Origin of the sequence: Streptomyces sp. NPDC088730 (assembly GCF_044751215.1) — a bacterium.
GTDB lineage: Bacteria > Actinomycetota > Actinomycetes > Streptomycetales > Streptomycetaceae > Streptomyces.
This window is the reverse complement of the sequence record NZ_JBIVLK010000023.1, coordinates 1-16,527: the sequence shown is the minus strand read 5'-3', so window position 1 is coordinate 16,527 and position 16,527 is coordinate 1. Positions and strand designations below refer to the sequence as shown.

14 protein-coding genes are annotated in these 16,527 nt (G+C 71.9%); 7 read left to right on the top strand and 7 right to left on the bottom strand.

All coding sequences use genetic code 11. The features are described from left to right. The first annotated feature begins 250 nt into the window (after positions 1-250). From ACIP89_RS35495 to ACIP89_RS35480, 4 genes are read left to right on the top strand one after another with little or no spacing between them, the layout of a single operon-like run. Positions 251-3,100 carry a nitrate- and nitrite sensing domain-containing protein gene (locus ACIP89_RS35495; RefSeq protein WP_402118571.1) on the top strand — a complete coding sequence of 950 codons (2,850 nt, stop codon included), beginning with the start codon at positions 251-253 and terminating at the stop codon, positions 3,098-3,100. Next, positions 3,097-3,540 (top strand): roadblock/LC7 domain-containing protein, encoded by a 444-nt coding sequence (locus tag ACIP89_RS35490; protein WP_024488818.1) that lies wholly within the window; start codon positions 3,097-3,099, stop codon positions 3,538-3,540. The genes ACIP89_RS35495 and ACIP89_RS35490 overlap by 4 nt, the downstream gene beginning before the upstream one ends. 9 nt (positions 3,541-3,549) lie before the next feature. Then, on the top strand, positions 3,550-3,972 hold the full coding sequence (locus ACIP89_RS35485; RefSeq protein ID WP_389220042.1) for a DUF742 domain-containing protein: 423 nt from the start codon (positions 3,550-3,552) through the stop codon (positions 3,970-3,972). Continuing rightward, positions 3,953-4,558: a GTP-binding protein gene (locus ACIP89_RS35480; protein ID WP_401933745.1), complete on the top strand. Its 606-nt coding sequence runs from the start codon at positions 3,953-3,955 to the stop codon at positions 4,556-4,558. The genes ACIP89_RS35485 and ACIP89_RS35480 overlap by 20 nt, the downstream gene beginning before the upstream one ends. A gap of 81 nt (positions 4,559-4,639) precedes the next feature. On the opposite strand, the gene ACIP89_RS35475 is transcribed toward ACIP89_RS35480, so the two are convergent. The 4 genes from ACIP89_RS35475 to ACIP89_RS35460 all read right to left on the bottom strand — a co-directional run bounded on the left by ACIP89_RS35475 (position 4,640) and on the right by ACIP89_RS35460 (position 7,636). Continuing rightward, on the bottom strand, positions 4,640-5,830 hold the full coding sequence (locus ACIP89_RS35475) for a lipid-transfer protein (protein WP_402118569.1): 1,191 nt from the start codon (positions 5,828-5,830) through the stop codon (positions 4,640-4,642). Beyond that, positions 5,827-6,315: a Zn-ribbon domain-containing OB-fold protein gene (locus ACIP89_RS35470; protein WP_401933751.1), complete on the bottom strand. Its 489-nt coding sequence runs from the start codon at positions 6,313-6,315 to the stop codon at positions 5,827-5,829. The genes ACIP89_RS35475 and ACIP89_RS35470 overlap by 4 nt, the downstream gene beginning before the upstream one ends. Positions 6,316-6,364: 49 nt before the next feature. Continuing rightward, a complete protein-coding gene (locus ACIP89_RS35465) occupies positions 6,365-6,712 on the bottom strand; it encodes an Mpo1-like protein (RefSeq protein WP_401933754.1) in 348 nt (115 codons plus the stop codon). A gap of 117 nt (positions 6,713-6,829) precedes the next feature. Continuing rightward, positions 6,830-7,636, bottom strand: a complete 807-nt coding sequence (locus tag ACIP89_RS35460) for a M15 family metallopeptidase (protein WP_401933757.1) — start codon at positions 7,634-7,636, stop codon at positions 6,830-6,832. 57 nt (positions 7,637-7,693) lie between these two features. On the opposite strand from ACIP89_RS35460, the gene ACIP89_RS35455 reads away from it, so the two are divergent. Continuing rightward, positions 7,694-8,245, top strand: coding sequence for an NUDIX domain-containing protein (locus ACIP89_RS35455; RefSeq protein WP_402118567.1), 552 nt, complete (start codon positions 7,694-7,696; stop codon positions 8,243-8,245). A 6-nt stretch (positions 8,246-8,251) separates the two neighbouring features. On the opposite strand, the gene ACIP89_RS35450 is transcribed toward ACIP89_RS35455, so the two are convergent. Beyond that, a complete protein-coding gene (locus tag ACIP89_RS35450; protein WP_401933763.1) occupies positions 8,252-10,603 on the bottom strand; it encodes a glycoside hydrolase family 31 protein in 2,352 nt (783 codons plus the stop codon). A 250-nt stretch (positions 10,604-10,853) separates the two neighbouring features. On the opposite strand from ACIP89_RS35450, the gene ACIP89_RS35445 reads away from it, so the two are divergent. Together ACIP89_RS35445 and ACIP89_RS35440 are read left to right on the top strand one after the other, a co-directional pair. Continuing rightward, complete coding sequence (locus ACIP89_RS35445; RefSeq protein ID WP_402118566.1) at positions 10,854-12,830, top strand: acetoacetate--CoA ligase; 1,977 nt, start codon at positions 10,854-10,856, stop codon at positions 12,828-12,830. A 67-nt stretch (positions 12,831-12,897) separates the two neighbouring features. After that, on the top strand, positions 12,898-13,860 hold the full coding sequence (locus ACIP89_RS35440) for a hypothetical protein (protein ID WP_402118564.1): 963 nt from the start codon (positions 12,898-12,900) through the stop codon (positions 13,858-13,860). A 77-nt stretch (positions 13,861-13,937) separates the two neighbouring features. Here ACIP89_RS35440 and ptsP read toward each other — a convergent pair whose 3' ends face one another. Together ptsP and ACIP89_RS35430 are read right to left on the bottom strand one after the other, a co-directional pair. Further along, complete coding sequence (gene ptsP, locus ACIP89_RS35435; protein ID WP_401933771.1) at positions 13,938-15,608, bottom strand: phosphoenolpyruvate--protein phosphotransferase; 1,671 nt, start codon at positions 15,606-15,608, stop codon at positions 13,938-13,940. A 76-nt stretch (positions 15,609-15,684) separates the two neighbouring features. Then, entirely contained in the window at positions 15,685-16,134 is a 450-nt protein-coding gene (locus ACIP89_RS35430; protein ID WP_401933774.1) for a PTS glucose transporter subunit IIA, read from the bottom strand. Positions 16,135-16,527 lie beyond the last annotated feature (393 nt).

Below are 16,527 nucleotides of genomic sequence, written 5' to 3'. Positions count from 1 at the left end.
CCGAACCGTCACGGAACGAAAAATTCCAGCCAACTGGCAGAGGGAGGAATGTGGGGCTCTGGCTGGTCTCTTCTGTCGCTTTCATGAATTCCATCTCCTGGAATACCGGGACAACTCATGGTCAACTCCCAGTAAGGCGGCCGAAAATCGCCCGGACATGCCTTCGAGTTGTCTGGGCGTCGGTAGTAGGCTCGCGCCGTTTGTTGACGGAACACCATCACCGCCCTGCGGGGACGAGCTGGGGGAGGCCATGCGCTTTCGCGGGAAGTCCATCCGCAGGAAGATCGCAGCCTTGCTGCTGGTGCCGCTCGTCTCCCTCACCGCGCTGTGGGGCTTCGCCACCTATCTGACCGGTCGCGAGGCCGGCCAGCTGATGAGCGCGAGCACAGTGGTGGAGAAGATCGGCCACCCCCTGGAGGACACCGTCCGGGTCGTCCAGAACGAGCGCCGGCAGACCCTCGTCTACCTCGCGGACCCGCGCGCATCCGACGCCCTGCCGGTCCTGCGCCGCCAGCGCGCCGCCACCGACCGGGTCGTGGACCAGGTCAACAGCAGCGCACGGCAGAAGGACATCCGCGACGCGCTGCGCCCCGAGGCCGAGACCCAGCTCAGCTCGATCCTGGGCGCCGTGGAGGGGCTGCGGTCGCTCCGTGACTCCGTCGACAGGCGCACCATCAGCCGGGCCAAGGCGATGGAGTACTACAACGGCCTCATCGACCCCTGCTACCGCTTCCTGACCGGCCTCCACGTCATGGAGAACGTGTCGATGGACAAGCAGGTACGTGCCCTGGCCGGAATCTCGCGGGCCCGGGAAATGCTCTCCCAGGAAGACGCGCTCGCGGCCTCGGGGCTCCTCGCCGGACGGCTGACGGCCCCCGAACTCCGTCAGATATCCGACCTCATCGCCAAGCGCGGGCTGCTGTACGAGATCAACCTCGACGCCCTCCCCGCCTCCGAGCGCCGCCGCGTCGAGCAGTACTGGGCGAGCCCGGACAGCGAGCCCCTGCGCGCCGCGGAGGACAAGCTCATCGCCCAGGGGCCCACCCACGATCCACGTGAGATGGACGCCGCCCGCTGGCAGGAGGTGGCCCCGCCGGTCCTGGACCGGCTGGCCAACGACTCGACCGAGATGAACAACCGCTTCCAGGACCGAGGAAGGCCGGAGGGCTACGGCGTCCTGGTCAAGGCGGGCATCGCCGGGGTCCTGGGATTCCTGGCCCTGCTCGTCTCGGTCTTCGTCTCCGTGCGCATCGGCCGAGAACTCGTCCGCGACCTCTCCCGGCTGCGCAAGGACGCCCACGAGGTCTCCGGAGTGCGGCTGCCGAGTGTGATGCGCCGCCTCGCCGCGGGCGAGCACATCGACGTCGAGACCGAGTCCCCGCACCTCAACTACGAACGTGACGAGATCGGCCAGGTCGGGCAGGCGCTCAACATCCTCCAGCGCGCCGCCGTCGAGGCCGCCGTCCGGCAGGCGGACATGCGCCGCGGCGTGTCCGAGGTCTTCGTCAACCTCGCCCGCCGCAACCAGGTGCTCCTGCACCGTCAGCTGACGCTCCTGGACACGATGGAGCGCCGCACCGAGAACACCGAGGAACTCGCGGACCTGTTCCGCCTCGACCACCTCACCACGCGTATGCGGCGCCACGCAGAGGGTCTGGTGATCCTGTCGGGAGCCGCACCCTCACGGCAGTGGCGCAAGCCCATCCAGCTGATGGACGTGGTGCGCGCCGCGGTCGCGGAGGTGGAGGACTACGAACGGATCGAGGTCCGCAGGCTGCCCAGGATCGGAGTGGGCGGGCCGGCCGTCGCCGACCTCACCCACCTGATCGCCGAGCTCCTGGAGAACGCCACGGTGTTCTCGCCCCCGCACACGGCGGTCCAGGTGCACGGTGAGCGCGTCGCCAACGGCTTCACCCTCGAAATCCACGACCGAGGACTCGGCATGCCCCCCGAGCTCCTCCTGGACGCCAACCTCCGGCTCGCGGAGACGCCCGAGTTCGAGCTGTCCGACACCGACCGGCTCGGCCTCTTCGTGGTCAGCCGGCTGGCCCAGCGGCAGAACGTCCGCGTCTCCCTCCAGACCTCCCCCTACGGCGGTACCACCGCGGTCGTCTTCATCCCGGCCGCGCTGCTCACCGACGCGCCGGAGGCGCACGGCACCGGATTCCGCCTCGACCGCAGGTCCGAGAAGGCGATCTCCAGCAGCAGGCCGGGCTCCGACACGGCGGGCAGCGGCCCCGGACGTGGCACGGGCGCCGGCGAGAACCGCGACGCGTTCGACCGCCCCGACGGCGACCGCCCCAGGGGAGGCAGGACCGGCGGCCTCTCACCGGTACCCACCGGAATGGCGGGCCCGGGGCCGCTGGACGGGCCGGTCGAGCTCGAAGGCCCGCTCGGCCCGATCGACTTCAGCCGCGACCCGGTGCTCGAAGCCGTCGCGGGACCCGGGCTCGACCCGCTGCTCGACGGGGTGTCCGACCTGGAGGACACCGAGAGCGAGCGCGGCGGCATCTTCCGGGCCCGCGAGCTCCGGCGCGACGGGGACCGCGACCAGCACCAGCAGGCCGCCGACCCGATCACGGACCCCGACGGGGTACGGGAGCTGCGCCCGGACGGCGTCAGGCCGCTGCCCCGCCGCAAACCGCCGACCCTGGTCACCGACCGGGGCCGCCGGATCGACGAGGCGGGCCGGGCCCACCCCACGGCCACCGACCCGGAGGCCACCGCGCGCCCGGCGTCCGGGCCCGTCCGGTCCGCGGGGACCCGGCTGAACAACGGCTTCCGCCCCCGCACCGAGCGCGCCACGCCTCCGGCGGCCGCCCGGACCGCCGGGCCCGGTGCCGGGACGGTCGGCGGGCTGCCCCGCAGGGTCCGCCAGGCCAGCCTCGCCCCGCAGCTCCGCGAGGGATCCGTGGGGCGCCCGGCCGAGCCGGACCCGGTGGAGAGCGTGGAGGACATCGAGCGCGACGCAGATGAGGTACGCAGCCGCATGGCGTCGCTCCAGCGCGGCTGGCAGCGCGGACGCCGGCAGAACGCCGAGGACGTGACCGGCCCCGGCGACACAGCACAAGGAACCACTCCGGGAGGGGACGGTCCATGACCGCACCGAACGCCGCAGCACTCAACTCAGCACCCCAGGGGTCCGGCGAACTCAACTGGCTCCTCGACGAACTCGTCGAACGGGTCGCCAGTATCCGCAAGGCGCTGGTGCTCTCCAGCGACGGACTTCCCACCGGCGCGTCCAAGGACCTGACCAGGGAGGACGGCGAACACCTGGCGGCCGTGGCCTCCGGCTTCCACAGCCTCGCCAAGGGGGTCGGGCGGCACTTCGACGCCGGCCGGGTCCGTCAGACCGTGGTCGAACTCGACGAGGCGTTCCTGTTCGTCACGGCGGCCGGCGACGGCAGCTGTCTGGCGGTGCTCGCGGACTCCGACTCGGACGTCGGACAGGTGGCGTACGAGATGACGCTGATGGTCAAGCGTGTCGGCGCCCACCTGGCCAACTCCCCACGGACGACCGGTCTGACCTCTGGAGGGTGAGTGGATGGCATGAGCGCGGACCCGTCCCGTTCCCCGGCCGCCCCCGGCGGTCCGCAGTCCTCGCGCTGGTACGACGCCGAGGCGGGTCCGGTCGTCCGTCCGTACGCGATGACGCGGGGACGTACCAGCAGCGCGTCCCGTCATCGTCTCGACCTGATCGCGATTGTCGTCCCCGAACCCGCGGCCGACGATCCCGGCCGGGACCAGATGCTCTCCCCGGAACACGTGGAGATCGTCGAACTGTGCAGCGGCATGCCCCAGTCGATCGCCGAGCTCGCGGCCGGTCTCGACCTCCCCGTCGGGGTGGTCCGGGTCCTGGTCGGTGATCTCGTCGAGGACGAGCTGGTGCATGTGACCCGTCCCGTTCCGCCGGCCGAGCTGCCGGACGTGAACATTCTTCGCGAGGTGATCAATGGCCTTCGGGCGCTCTAGCCGCAGCAGGCGGCCCGTGGAGCCCGTTACCCTGAAAATCCTGGTGGCGGGCGGCTTCGGAGTGGGCAAGACGACCATGGTGGGAGCGGTCAGTGAGATCAGGCCGCTGCGTACGGAGGAGAGGCTGACCGAGGCGGGACGCCCGGTGGACGACCTGGCGGGGGTCGAGGCGAAGACCACCACGACGGTGGCGATGGACTTCGGCCGGATCACGCTCCGCGAGGACCTGGTGCTGTACCTCTTCGGCACCCCGGGTCAGGACCGCTTCTGGTTCCTCTGGGACGAACTCGCCCAGGGCGCGCTGGGCGCGGTCGTCCTCGCGGACACCCGGCGCCTGGAGGACTCCTTCGCGGCGGTCGACTACTTCGAACGCCGGAAGATCCCCTTCGCCGTCGCCGTCAACTGCTTCGAGGGGGCAGACCGGTTCCCCGCGGAGACGGTGCGGGCGGCGCTCGACCTTGATCCGGGGGTACCGCTGCTCCAGTGCGACGCGCGGGACCGTTCGTCCGTCCGAGACGTGCTGGTGGCCGTCGTCGAACACGCGCTGGCCCGTGTCGACGCCCCCCGCGAACCGGCCACCACGTAACGGGCCCCTCGCCGGCAGCGGAACGCGGCACGTACCCCCGCCGGCAGGGGGTACGTGCCGCGCGCCGTGCGTCCGGGCCCGTCAGCGCACCGCGACGACCGCGGAGCCGTGGCCGAACAGACCCTGGTTCGCGGTGATCCCGGCCCGCGCCCCCGGGACCTGGCGGTCTCCCGCCGTACCGCGCAACTGCCAGGTCAGCTCGCAGACCTGGGCGATCGCCTGCGCGGGCACGGCCTCCCCGAAGGACGCCAGACCGCCGCTCGGGTTCACCGGGATACTCCCGCCGAGCGCCGTCGCCCCCGTACGCAGGAGCGCCGCGCCCTCACCGGGCGGGCACAGCCCGATGTCCTCGTACCACTCCAGCTCCAGCGCGGTGGACAGGTCGTACACCTCGGCCAGGGAGAGGTCGGAGGGCCCGATGCCGGCCTCCTCGTACGCCGCACGTGCGATCGAGGCACGGAACCCCTCCGCCGAGGGCTCCACGGCGACCGCCGAATCCGTGGCGATGTCCGGGAGATCGAGCACCGCCTTCGGGTACGTCGGCGTCACGGTCGAAACGGCACGGATACGGACCGGTTCCGCGGCCCCGTGCCGCCGGGCGAACTCCATGCTGGACAGCACGAGCGCCGCCGCCCCGTCGGAGGTGGCGCAGATGTCGAGCAGCCGCAGCGGATCGGCGACCACTCCGGACGCCGCGACCTGCTCGGCGGTCACGGGCGCCCGGTAGCGGGCGTTGCGGTTCAGCGCGCCGGCCGCCGCGTTCTTCACCTTGACCTGCGCGAAGTCCTCAGGGGTGTCCCCGTGCACCGCCATCCGGCGCCGGGCGTACAGGGCGAAGTACGCGGGGTTCGTGGCGCCGAGCACCCGGAACCGCAGCCAGTCCGGATCGTCGGGCCGGTCGCCGCCCGCCGGGGCGAAGAACCCCTTGGGCGCCGCGTCCGCCCCCACCACCAGCACCACATCGGCCATCCCGGCCAGGATCTGCGCCCTGGCGGTGTTCACCGCCTGGGCGCCCGAGGCGCAGGCCGCGTACACACTGGTGACCCGGGCGCCCTGCCAGCCCAGCGCCTGTGCGAACGTCGCCCCGGCCACGTATCCCGGATAGCCGCCGCGCACGGTGTCCGCGCCGACCACGGACTGCACGTCCGGCCAGTCGACGCCCGCGTCCGCGAGAGCCGCGCGGGCCGCCGCCCTGCCGTATTCGACGAAGCTCCGCCCCCACTTGCCCCAGGGATGCATCCCGGCCCCGAGGACGGCCACGTCCCCGCTCATCGCGCACCGTCCCCCGGGCCGGTGCGCACCGGCCGCCAGTGCCAGGTCGTCCACTCCGTGCCGTCGTCGTCCCCGCCGGTGCCGGAATCCGGACCCAGCACCCCCGGTACGACCTCGACCGTCATCCCGACCGCGAGATCCGCGACACCGACCCCCGGCGCGGCCTGCCCGAGCACCACCATCCGCTCGGCGGCGAGCTCCACGGCCACCAGCGTGCGGGGCTCCCAGGGCACGTCCGGGTCGGAGAGGTAGGGCGGCGGGGGCCGGTAGCGGCCGTCGGTGTACGACCAGACCGTGCCGCGCCGGGACAGCGGGACCTCGACCGGCTCGCCGCCCGTACAGCGCGGATTGCGGCAGAAGCCGTCCTGGCGGGGGAAGAAGACCGACGAGCAGAGCGGGCAGCGGGTGCCCAGCAGCCGGAATTCCTCCTCTGCGCCGTCCTCGGTGAACCACCCGGCCACCACGGGTATGCGTTTGCGCGGCAAAGGCCCTCCCCAGCACTGGATCTGACGGAACGTCAGAAGTGTGCCACGGTCAGCTGCCGTCGGCGAGCCACTTGGCGGCGGTCTCCGCGAGCTCCCGGTCCCGGCCGGCCAGCATCATCCGGATCATCTGCACGTCCCCGCGCAACGACCAGGCCGGATGCCCGAAGGAGGCCGGGTTGTTCTTCTCGATCAGGAAATGGGCGGGCCAGGCGGTCCCGTACCCGATCAGCGGCAGGGCCGCCGCGTACCGTTTGCGGCCGCGCGCCAGTCCGTAGGCGGTGATCGCGAGACCGGTCAGGGTGCCGGTCAGATGGACCCAGCGGGTCGCGGCCCTGGAGTGCATCGCGACGTAATAGGGCCAGAATTCCTCGTACGAATCGAACGTCTGCTGTGACATAGGGGCACGGTAGTGGCTGGCACGGCAACCGGATAAGGCCGGTTCGCGTCCGAGAGGAAGAACGGGCGGCTGGAACCCACGGGGGTGGTCCCAGTCGCCCGCTCATCCCTCCCGGTCTCAGTGGCCGGCGACGGACCGCCGGGCCACCGGGAAGTCGAAGTAGGTGTCCGGGAACAGCTCGGGCGTGAAGGTGTAGTGCCACCATTCCTCGGCCAGATTGACGAACCCGGCGTCGGTGAGCGTCTTCTTGAGGAACTGCCGGTTGGCGCGCTGAACCCCCTGGATCCGCGGGTCGTCCGTGTGCGAGAGCGTGTCGAAGCAGTCGAATCCGGTGCCCATGTCGACCGAGTTGTCCGGAAAGCGCTCGGACCGCGGCGCGTAGCAGGGCACCAGCGGCTGGCCCGGCCGGTACGGCGCGGTGGGCCGGGCCGGCAGCCTCACCAGCGTCAGGTCCACGGTGCTGCCGCGGCTGTGTCCGGACTTCTCCGCGATGTAACCGTCGGCGAACAGCCGGGTCTTGTCGACCCGCGGGTAGAACTCGCCCTTCATGGTCTCGTCGTCCAGATCCTTCGCCCACCGTACGAAGTGGTCGACGGCCCGCTGGGGCCGGTAGCAGTCGTACACCTTCAGCGAGTAGCCCTGGCGCAGCAGCCGGAGCTGGGCCCGGTGCAGCGCCCGCGCGGCGGGCCGGGTCAGGACGCAGAGGGGCTCGCGGTAGCCGTCCACCGGCTCGCCCATGAAGTCGTGCCCGGTCGGGTAACGCATCTCCTGGATGATCGTGGGATCGACCGCGCGCAGCGAGACGAACTCCGCGGGAGCTTTCGGCTCGGGCTTCGCCTGCGCCACCGGGGCGGCGGCGGTGACGGCGAGCAGGGTGGCGGCAGCGGCTGCCAGGACACGGAAAGCGGAAGCAAGACCTGTCATGAGCACATCGTCCAACAGTCCGGCCGTGCCGGTCAGGAGATCGGATACAGTCCGCGCGTGTCCGCGACGACGAACAACCCCGACCAGCCCGCGAAGCCCGTGAAGGACTCCCACTGCGGCAGCTGCGGAGCCCCGTACACCGCCCTCGCGTCCCCGGACGCCTGGCCCCGCACCTGCACGGTGTGCGGCGCCACCGCCTACCGCAACCCCCTTCCGGTCGCCGTCGCGCTGCTCCCCGCCACCGACGCGGACGGCACCGGACTGCTCGTCATCACCCGCACCATCGAACCCTGCCTCGGCGGACGCGCCCTCCCCGGCGGCTTCATCGACCACGCCGAGGACTGGAAGGGCGCGGTCGTCCGCGAACTCCGCGAGGAGACCGGTATCGAGGCCCACCGTGACGACGTCCGGCTGGCCGACGCACTCAGCTCACCGGACGGTCACCTGCTCCTGTTCGGCCTGCTCCCGACGCGTCCGGCCGCCGCCCTTCCCGCGTCCGCACCCACCGACGAGACCTCCGGATACGACCTCCTGCGCGCCCCGGAAGAACTCGCCTTCCCCCTCCATACGGAGGCCGTCCGTTCCTGGTTCGCCGGCCGGTACCGCTGAGCCCGCTCAGAGCCCCCGCACCCGCACCGGGCAGTCCACCAGCCCCTCCCCACCGTCCCGCTCCACCACGACCCGCCCGCCCACCAGCCGGCTCGTGTACCGCTCGACCACCGCCTCCTCCCAGCCGTCCCCCGGATCACGGACCACCGAGCCGCCACCGCCGCGCCCCTCCACCGGAGCCCACACCTCCAGCTCCAGCCCGCCGTCCGCACCCCGCACCGGAATCACGGAACCGGCCCGTGCCAGCACCGGCACCCGCGACAACGGCGCCTCGACCACCACCTGACCCGGCCCCTCGTGCACCGCGCCGCTCACCGTGTCGTACCAGCGCCCCGGCGGCAGCCGCACCGCCCGCTCACCCGCCCCCGGCACCAGCACCGGCGCCACCAGCAGCGCGTCCCCCAGCAGGAACGCGTCCTCGCACTCCCGCAGCGCCCGGTCGCCGGGGGAGCCCCACCACACCGGACGCGCGTACGGCGCACCCGTCAGCCGGGCCAGCCGGGCCAGCGTCACCCAGTACGGACGCAGCCGCTCCCGCTCCACCAGCACCTCCCGCGCCGCTTCGAGCACCCGCGGCCCGAACTCCCACGGCTCCCTGCGCCCCGCACCGATCGCCGCGTGCGTACGGAACAGCGGCAGATACGCACCCAGCTGGAACCACCGCAGATACAACTCCGGCGACGGCGACCCGTCGAAACCGCCGATGTCCGGGCCCGAGTACGGCACCCCGCACAGCCCGAGACCCAGCACCAGCGACAGCGAGGCCCGCAACCCCGGCCAGCCCGTCGACACATCACCGGACCAGGTGCCCCCGTACCGCTGCATCCCCGCCCAGCCGGAACGCGAGAACAGGAACGGCCGCTCGTCCGGACGCAGCCGGGCGAGCCCCTCGTACCCGGCACGCGCCATCGCCAGGCCGTACACGTTGTGCGCCTCACGGTGGTCACCGCCGCGGCCCTCCAGCGCGTGCCGCGCCGAACGCGGCAGCGTCGGGTCACCGAACGCCGCGAACGACACCGGCTCGTTCATGTCGTGCCAGACACCGGAGAACCCCCGCGCCAGCCGCTCCGCGTACAGACCGCCCCACCACTCGCGCACCCGCGGATCGGTGAAGTCCGGATACACGCACTCACCCGGCCACACCTCGCCCCGCACGATCCGCCCACCGGCGTCCCGTACGAACGCGCCCGAGTCACCCACCGCCCGGCCCGCGTCGAACACCGCGTCACCCGGTGCGGCGGGCACCGCCGGGTCCACGATCGACACCAGCCGCACCCCGTCCGCGCGCAACTCCTCGGCCAGCCCCGGCAGATCCGGGAACCGCTCCTGGTCCACCGTGAACACCCGGTGCCCGTCGTAGTGGTCGATGTCCAGATGCAGCACGGACAGCGGCAGCCCGCGCTCCCGGTACCCCGACACGATCCGCCGCACCTCCCGGCCGCTCCCGAAACCCCAGCGGGCGTGCTGCGGGCCCAGCGCCCAGGACGGCGGCAGCGCGGGAGCCCCCGTCAGGGCCGTCCAGCCCTGCAGCACCCGGGCCGGCGTGCCCGCCACCACCCAGCAGCGCAGCGGCCCGCCCTCCATCCGCACCTCCGACATGCCGGGACGGTCATGGCCGGAACCGGCGCCCTCCTCGCCCTCGCGCAGCGTCACCCGCCCCGCCCAGGAGTTGTCGTGGAACGCCAGGTGCGTCCCCGCGTCGGAGACCACCAGCTGAACCGGCATCGTCACGTACAGCGGATCGTCGCCGGGCCCGAACCGGCCGCCCGGATCGGTGTTCCACAAGCCGTACTCGCCGTCCCTCAGCCGCGGACCGGCCGCCCGTCCGCCGAGCCCGAAGAACCGCGCGTCCGCCGGAACCTCGGACCGCTGCACCCACCGCGCGGACCCGCCCGCCACCGGCTCCCACCACCGGGGCGGCAGCTCACGACGGAGCACCACGCCACCGGGGGTCCGCAGCTCCACCGCCCCGTGCCGGGACACCGCGACGGTCAGCCGCTCCGACACCACCTGCCACCCGCCGTCCTTGTCCGGCTCCAGCACAGCCCGCGGATCGGCGTCCGGGGCCGGCCCCGGCAGCGCGTAGGAGGGCAGCGGCTCCGCCCCGTCCCACCCCCAGAAGACCGAGCCCCCGACCGCGACCCGGACACGCAGCTCCGACCGCGCGAACCGCACCAGGCCCCCGCCCGGCCCCGGCTCCGCCCCCACCACGAGCCCCGGCACCCGCGCCCGCTCCGGCCCGCGCGACGGCAGCGCCCGCGCGTCCAGCCGTGAGCGCCGCCACGCCGAGCGCAGCGCCCGCAGTCCCTGCTTCGAACCCACCGACTTCACCGAGCGCACCAGGTCACGACCGTTCATGCGGCACACCCTGCCATCCGGCGCGGCGGCAGCGGGTTCTGTTCAACTTCCGTTCACTCACGGACCGGTGCACGGCCCGGCACGGCGAAGCGTGCCCGGACCGCATGACCGGACACGCGATCACGGGAGGGCGGCCCTGGTGCGAAGGACGATCACATGGCATCGTCCGTGAAAGCCGCCTCACGCGCACACCCCAGCACGTGCGCGCGACCACGCCGAACCGCGTACCCGTACAGCCAGGAGCCGACCCATGACCTCAGCAGCCGACGAAGCCCCCCTCTGGCAGCCCGGCCCGGACCGCGTCGCGACCGCGGCCGTCACCCGCTTCCAGAACTGGGCGGCCGAGCGCCACGGAGCACCGGCCGGCGGCGGATACCCAGCGCTGCACCGCTGGTCGGTCGACGAACTGGACACCTTCTGGCAGGCCGTCGCCGAATGGTTCGGCGTACGGTTCTCCACCCCGTACGAGACCGTCATCGGCGACCGCGCCATGCCCGGCGCCCAGTGGTTCCCCGGCGCCACCCTCAACTACGCCGAACACGCGCTGCGCGCCGCGGAGGACCCCCTGCGCGCCGAAGCGCCCGCGCTGCTCCACGTCGACGAGACCCACACCCAGACCCCCACCTCCTGGTCCGAGCTCCGGCGCCGGGTCGGCTCCCTCGCCGCCGAACTCCGCGCACTCGGCGTCAACCGGGGCGACCGCGTCAGCGGCTACCTCCCCAACATCCCGGAGGCGGTCGTCGCCTTCCTCGCCACTGCGGCCGTCGGAGCCGTCTGGACCTCCTGCGCCCCCGACTTCGGCGCCCGCAGCGTCCTCGACCGCTTCCAGCAGGTCGAACCCGTCGTCCTGTTCACCGTCGACGGCTACCGCTACGGCGGCAAGGAACACCACCGCGCCGACACCGTCGCGGAGCTGCGCCGCGAACTCCCCACCCTGCGCGCGGTCGTCCACATCCCGCTGCTGGGCACCGAAGCGCCGGACGGCGCCCTCGAATGGTCCGCCCTCACCGTCGCGGACACCGAACCCGTCTTCGAGCAGGTCCCCTTCGACCACCCGCTGTGGGTTCTCTACTCCTCCGGCACCACCGGCCTCCCCAAGGCCATCGTCCAGTCCCAGGGCGGCATCCTGCTCGAACACTTCAAGCAGATCGGCCTGCACTGCGACCTCGGCCCGGAGGACCGCTTCTTCTGGTACACCTCCACCGGCTGGATGATGTGGAACTTCCTCGTCTCCGGCCTCCTCACCGGCACCACCCTCGTGCTGTACGACGGAAGCCCCGGCTACCCGGACGTCAGCGCCCAGTGGCGGGTGGCCGAACAGACGGGCGCCACGCTCTTCGGTACCTCCGCCGCCTACGTCATGGCCTGCCGCAAGGCCGGCATCCACCCGGGGCGCGACTTCGACCTCTCCCGTGTCCAGTGCGTGGCCACCACCGGCTCCCCGCTCCCGCCCGACGGCTTCCGCTGGCTCCACGACGAAGTGGCCGACGACCTGTGGATCGCGTCGGTCAGCGGTGGCACCGACGTCTGCAGCTGCTTCGCCGGAGCGGTCCCCACCCTCCCCGTCCATATCGGCGAACTCCAGGCGCCCGGCCTCGGTACGGACCTCCAGTCCTGGGACACGGCGGGCAAACCGGTCATCGGTGAGGTCGGAGAGCTCGTCGTCACCCAGCCCATGCCGTCCATGCCGATCCGCTTCTGGAACGACCCCGACGGCAGCCGGTACCACGACAGCTACTTCGACGTGTACCCCGGAGTCTGGCGCCACGGGGACTGGATCACGATCACCGAGCGCGGCTCCGTCGTCATCCACGGCCGCTCCGACTCCACCCTCAACCGGCAGGGCGTCCGCATGGGCTCCGCCGACATCTACGAAGCGGTCGAACGGCTCCCGCAGATCCGCGAATCGCTCGTCATCGGCCTGGAGGAGCCGGACGGCGGGTACTGGATGCCGCTCTTCGTCCACCTCGCGGAGGGCGCCACCCTCGACGACGAACTGCGCGCCGCGATCAAGCACACCATCCGCGAGAACCTCTCGCCGCGCCATGTACCGGACGAGGTCATCGAGGTCCCCGCCATCCCGCACACCCTCACCGGCAAGCGCATCGAGGTTCCGGTCAAGCGCCTGCTCCAGGGAACGGCCCCGGCCAAGGCGGTCAACCCCGGCTCGATCGACAATCCGGAACTCCTCCGCTTCTACGAGCAGCTGGCGCGCGAGCGCCGCTGACGGACGCCACTGTCAGTGCCCGTGATTACTCTGAGTGAGCAATGATCGACAGCGCACTGGGGGAATCATGGCGCAGACCGGAAACACGCCCGCCGACAACAAGCAGACCAGGAAGAAGCAGGCCGGCAACAGGCGGACCACGCCCGACGGCCGGACCGGCCTCACGATGCGACGCTCGCTGCGCCGCGAAGCACCGAGCACCATCGGCCTCCTGACCGATGAACAGGACTTCGCGGCGATGCGGCGCTACCGCACCTTCACCTTCGACGACCACTCCGTCTACCTCCAGCAGGTGGAGGGCCTGCTCAAAGCCCTCGCCGCGCAGGGCGTGCACACAACGGTCGCCCTCTTCGACCCGGAGGAGTACGCCGAGTTCTGTGCCGAATCGGGCATCACACCCGACTCCCCGGCCAGCCGGAGCCGCTTCACCGCGGAGATCGCGGCCATCGGAGCCACCGTCGCCTACACGGGGCAGCCACTCGGCAGCCTGATCCCGCTCCTCGTCGACCGGTCGGTCCGCCGGGCCACCTGGGAGTACGCGACGATGCTCCTGGCCGGCCTGGGGGAGTGCGCCGACTGCGGCCAGGACATCGGCCGCGCCGCGTTCGACCGGGCGTCCCATCTCCTGCTGCGCACCCTGGAGTCGGCGGGCCCCGGTACCCACCACCTGGTCTGCAGCACCCCGACGGAGAACGATCAGCTGCTCGCTGCGCTGCACACGGAGTGCGAGGCGGGACCGGCGGCCCGCCTCGACTCGGCGGAAGGAGCCGAGTTCGTGACCGTGCTCGCCGTCGGTATCGCCCTCGAACGCCGCGGGGGAGTCGTCCTGCGGACGAGCGCACCCGGCACCCCGGACCGGGTCCACGGCTGGCGGCTGACCCGGGGCTGCCTCGTCCCGCTCACCGCGGGCGAGGTCTTCAGCGCCTACTGCACCGATGCCGACACCGGGGAGCCGGTCTCCCCGGAATCCGGCGTGGAGTACTGCGCCGGATTCGACATCGGCGCCGACGAACCGGAGTCCCACCACTGACAGGCCGAAGGGGCTCCCCGCCACATCGGCGGGAAGCCCCTTCCCCTCATCGTCCGGACCGTCCGGGCGCCGCGGTCCTACTCGCCCGAAAGCACCGCCTGCGCGGCGACCCGCGCCTCCTCGGCGGAGTCAGCCGCACGCGCTGCGGAAGCCGCCCGCTCGCACTGCGCGAACGTGTACTTCGCCAGCGTGGTGCGCACATAGGGAATGGACGCGGCGCCCATCGAGAGCGACGTCACCCCCAGGCCGGTCAGAACGCAGGCGAGCAGCGGATCGGCGGCGGCCTCACCACACACCCCACAGCTCTTGCCCTCGGCCTTGGCCGCGTCGGCGGACATCGCCACCAGATCCAGCAGCGCGGGCTGCCACGGATCCTGCAGCCGGGACACCGCACCCACCTGACGGTCCGCCGCGAAGGTGTACTGCGCCAGGTCGTTGGTGCCCAGCGACAGGAACTCCACCTCCTGAAGCACCGAACGGGCCCGCAGTGCGGCCGACGGAATCTCGACCATCGCGCCGAACTTCGCGTTCAGCCCGGCCGCGCGGCACGCGTCGGCGAACGCCTTGGCGTCCGCACGGTCCGCGACCATCGGTGCCATGACCTCAAGGTAGACGGGCAGTCCCTCGGCGGCCTTGGACAGCGCGGTCAGCTGGGTCCGCAGCACATCGGGGTGGTCCAGCAGACTGCGCAGCCCGCGCACACCCAGTGCGGGGTTCGGCTCGTCCGCCGGAGTCAGGAAGTCCAGCGGCTTGTCCGCCCCGGCGTCCAGTACCCGCACCACGACACGCCCCTCGGGGAACGCCTCAAGCACCGCGCGGTAGGCCGCGACCTGCTTCTCCTCCGACGGTGCCTGCTTGCTGTCGTCGAGGAAGAGGAACTCGGTGCGGAACAGGCCCACACCTTCGGCGCCCGCCTCGATGGCCGCCGGTACATCGCCGGGCCCGCCGACGTTGGCGAGCAGCGGCACCTTGTGGCCGTCGGACGTCGCACCGGGACCGGTCGACTTGGAGAGAGCGGCCTTCCGGGCGGCGGCGGCGCCCTCCATCTCCGAGCGCTTCTCCTCGCTCGGCTCGACGAAGATCTCGCCGGTGCTGCCGTCCACCGCGATGACGGTGCCCTCGGCAAGCTCGCCGGCGCCGGGGAGTGCCACGACGGCGGGCACACCGAGTGCCCGCGCCAGGATGGCGCTGTGGCTGGTCGGCCCGCCCTCCTCGGTGACGAAACCGAGCACCAGGGCCGGGTCGAGGAGCGCCGTGTCGGCAGGAGCCAGGTCCCGCGCGATCAGCACATACGGCTCGTCGCTGTCCGGCACGCCCGGCATCGGCACACCGAGCAGCCGGGCCACGATCCGGTTGCGCACATCGTCGAGGTCGGCGACCCGGCCCGCCAGGTACTCCCCGGCACCGGCCAGCAGCGCGCGGTAGGAGGCGAACGCGTCGTACACGCCGCGCTCGGCGGTGCTGCCGACGGCGATACGCCGGTCGACATCGGCCATGAGCTCGGGGTCCTGGGCCATCATGGCCTGGGCCTCCAGCACGTGCTGAGCCTCGCCACCGGCCAGGTTGCCGCGGGCGACGAGGTCGGCCGCCACCGCCTCCACGGCCTGCCGCGCCCGTCCCTGCTCGCGCTCCGCCTCTTCGGCCGGGATCTGCTTGGCCGGCGGTTCGAGCACTGCCGTGCCCATGTGCCTTACCTCGCCGATCGCCACACCGTGGCTCACGCCTACGCCCCGCAGCGTTGTCTCCATTTCACCTGTCTCCGATTGTGCGGCGGCCGATGCCTCCGCGGTGGTTGTCCCGTCGGCTGTCACTGCGCCGAACGTGTTACTGCCAGCCGAACAGTGCGTCGCCGACCTTCACGTCGCCGTCCTCGACGACGGAGGAGAGCGAGTCGGGAGTCGCCTCCAGTGCCACGACGGGGCAGATGGGCGACTTGCCAGCTGTCTCGACGGCCGCAGGGTCCCAGCGCACGATGCTCTGGCCGCGAGTCACGGTGTCACCCTTGTTCACCAGGAGCTCGAAGCCCTCACCGTTCAGCTGGACGGTGTCGATGCCGAGGTGGGTGAGGACGCCGTGTCCCTCGCTGTCCACGACGACGAACGCGTGCGGGTGCAGGGAGACGACGATTCCGTCGACCGGCGACACGGCCTCCGACGGCTCGCGTACCGGGTCGATGGCGGTACCGGGACCGACCATCGCGCCGGAGAAGACCGGGTCGGGTACCGCGGCGAGCCCGATGGCACGTCCGGCAAGAGGGGACGTCACAGTGGTCATGGGTGCCTCCCAGAGTGGAGCTTCAGTGGTGGCCGCCACGGCTGGTAGAAGGGCGGCGTACTGCTCAGCAGAGTAAGTCATATGAAGTCCCGGTTCCGCCTGAGTCCTGGCGGTTCGAGGACCTAGGGGTGCACCGGAAACGATTTGCCTCGTCTCCCGGCAACCTGTACTGTCGTACTCCTGCCTGACCCCAACGCGACATTGAGTCGGGGGTCGGCGGCGACTATTAAGCCCAAACCCTAACCCGAATTCGGCACCGGCATGCCTGCTTGAGGCTGGTCAATCGGACGGGAAAGGCCTGATAGAGTCGGACTCGCCGGAAAGGGAAACGCGAAAGCGAAGAACTGGAAAGCGAAAATGCGAGGCCCGCTTCGACCGGGAATCGGACACGAA

What these genes read in the sequence shown, in the direction of transcription:
- ACIP89_RS35490 (WP_024488818.1), top strand. Translation starts at nt 3,097, where the DNA reads ATGACCGCACCGAACGCCGCAGCACTCAACTCAGCACCCCAGGGGTCC.
- ACIP89_RS35465 (WP_401933754.1), bottom strand. Translation starts at nt 6,712, where the DNA reads ATGTCACAGCAGACGTTCGATTCGTACGAGGAATTCTGGCCCTATTAC.
- ACIP89_RS35450 (WP_401933763.1), bottom strand. Translation starts at nt 10,603, where the DNA reads ATGAACGGTCGTGACCTGGTGCGCTCGGTGAAGTCGGTGGGTTCGAAG.
- ACIP89_RS35445 (WP_402118566.1), top strand. Translation starts at nt 10,854, where the DNA reads ATGACCTCAGCAGCCGACGAAGCCCCCCTCTGGCAGCCCGGCCCGGAC.
- ACIP89_RS35460 (WP_401933757.1), bottom strand. Translation starts at nt 7,636, where the DNA reads ATGACAGGTCTTGCTTCCGCTTTCCGTGTCCTGGCAGCCGCTGCCGCC.
- ACIP89_RS35475 (WP_402118569.1), bottom strand. Translation starts at nt 5,830, where the DNA reads ATGAGCGGGGACGTGGCCGTCCTCGGGGCCGGGATGCATCCCTGGGGC.
- ptsP (WP_401933771.1), bottom strand. Translation starts at nt 15,608, where the DNA reads ATGGAGACAACGCTGCGGGGCGTAGGCGTGAGCCACGGTGTGGCGATC.
- ACIP89_RS35440 (WP_402118564.1), top strand. Translation starts at nt 12,898, where the DNA reads ATGGCGCAGACCGGAAACACGCCCGCCGACAACAAGCAGACCAGGAAG.
- ACIP89_RS35430 (WP_401933774.1), bottom strand. Translation starts at nt 16,134, where the DNA reads ATGACCACTGTGACGTCCCCTCTTGCCGGACGTGCCATCGGGCTCGCC.
- ACIP89_RS35480 (WP_401933745.1), top strand. Translation starts at nt 3,953, where the DNA reads ATGGCCTTCGGGCGCTCTAGCCGCAGCAGGCGGCCCGTGGAGCCCGTT.
- ACIP89_RS35485 (WP_389220042.1), top strand. Translation starts at nt 3,550, where the DNA reads ATGAGCGCGGACCCGTCCCGTTCCCCGGCCGCCCCCGGCGGTCCGCAG.
- ACIP89_RS35495 (WP_402118571.1), top strand. Translation starts at nt 251, where the DNA reads ATGCGCTTTCGCGGGAAGTCCATCCGCAGGAAGATCGCAGCCTTGCTG.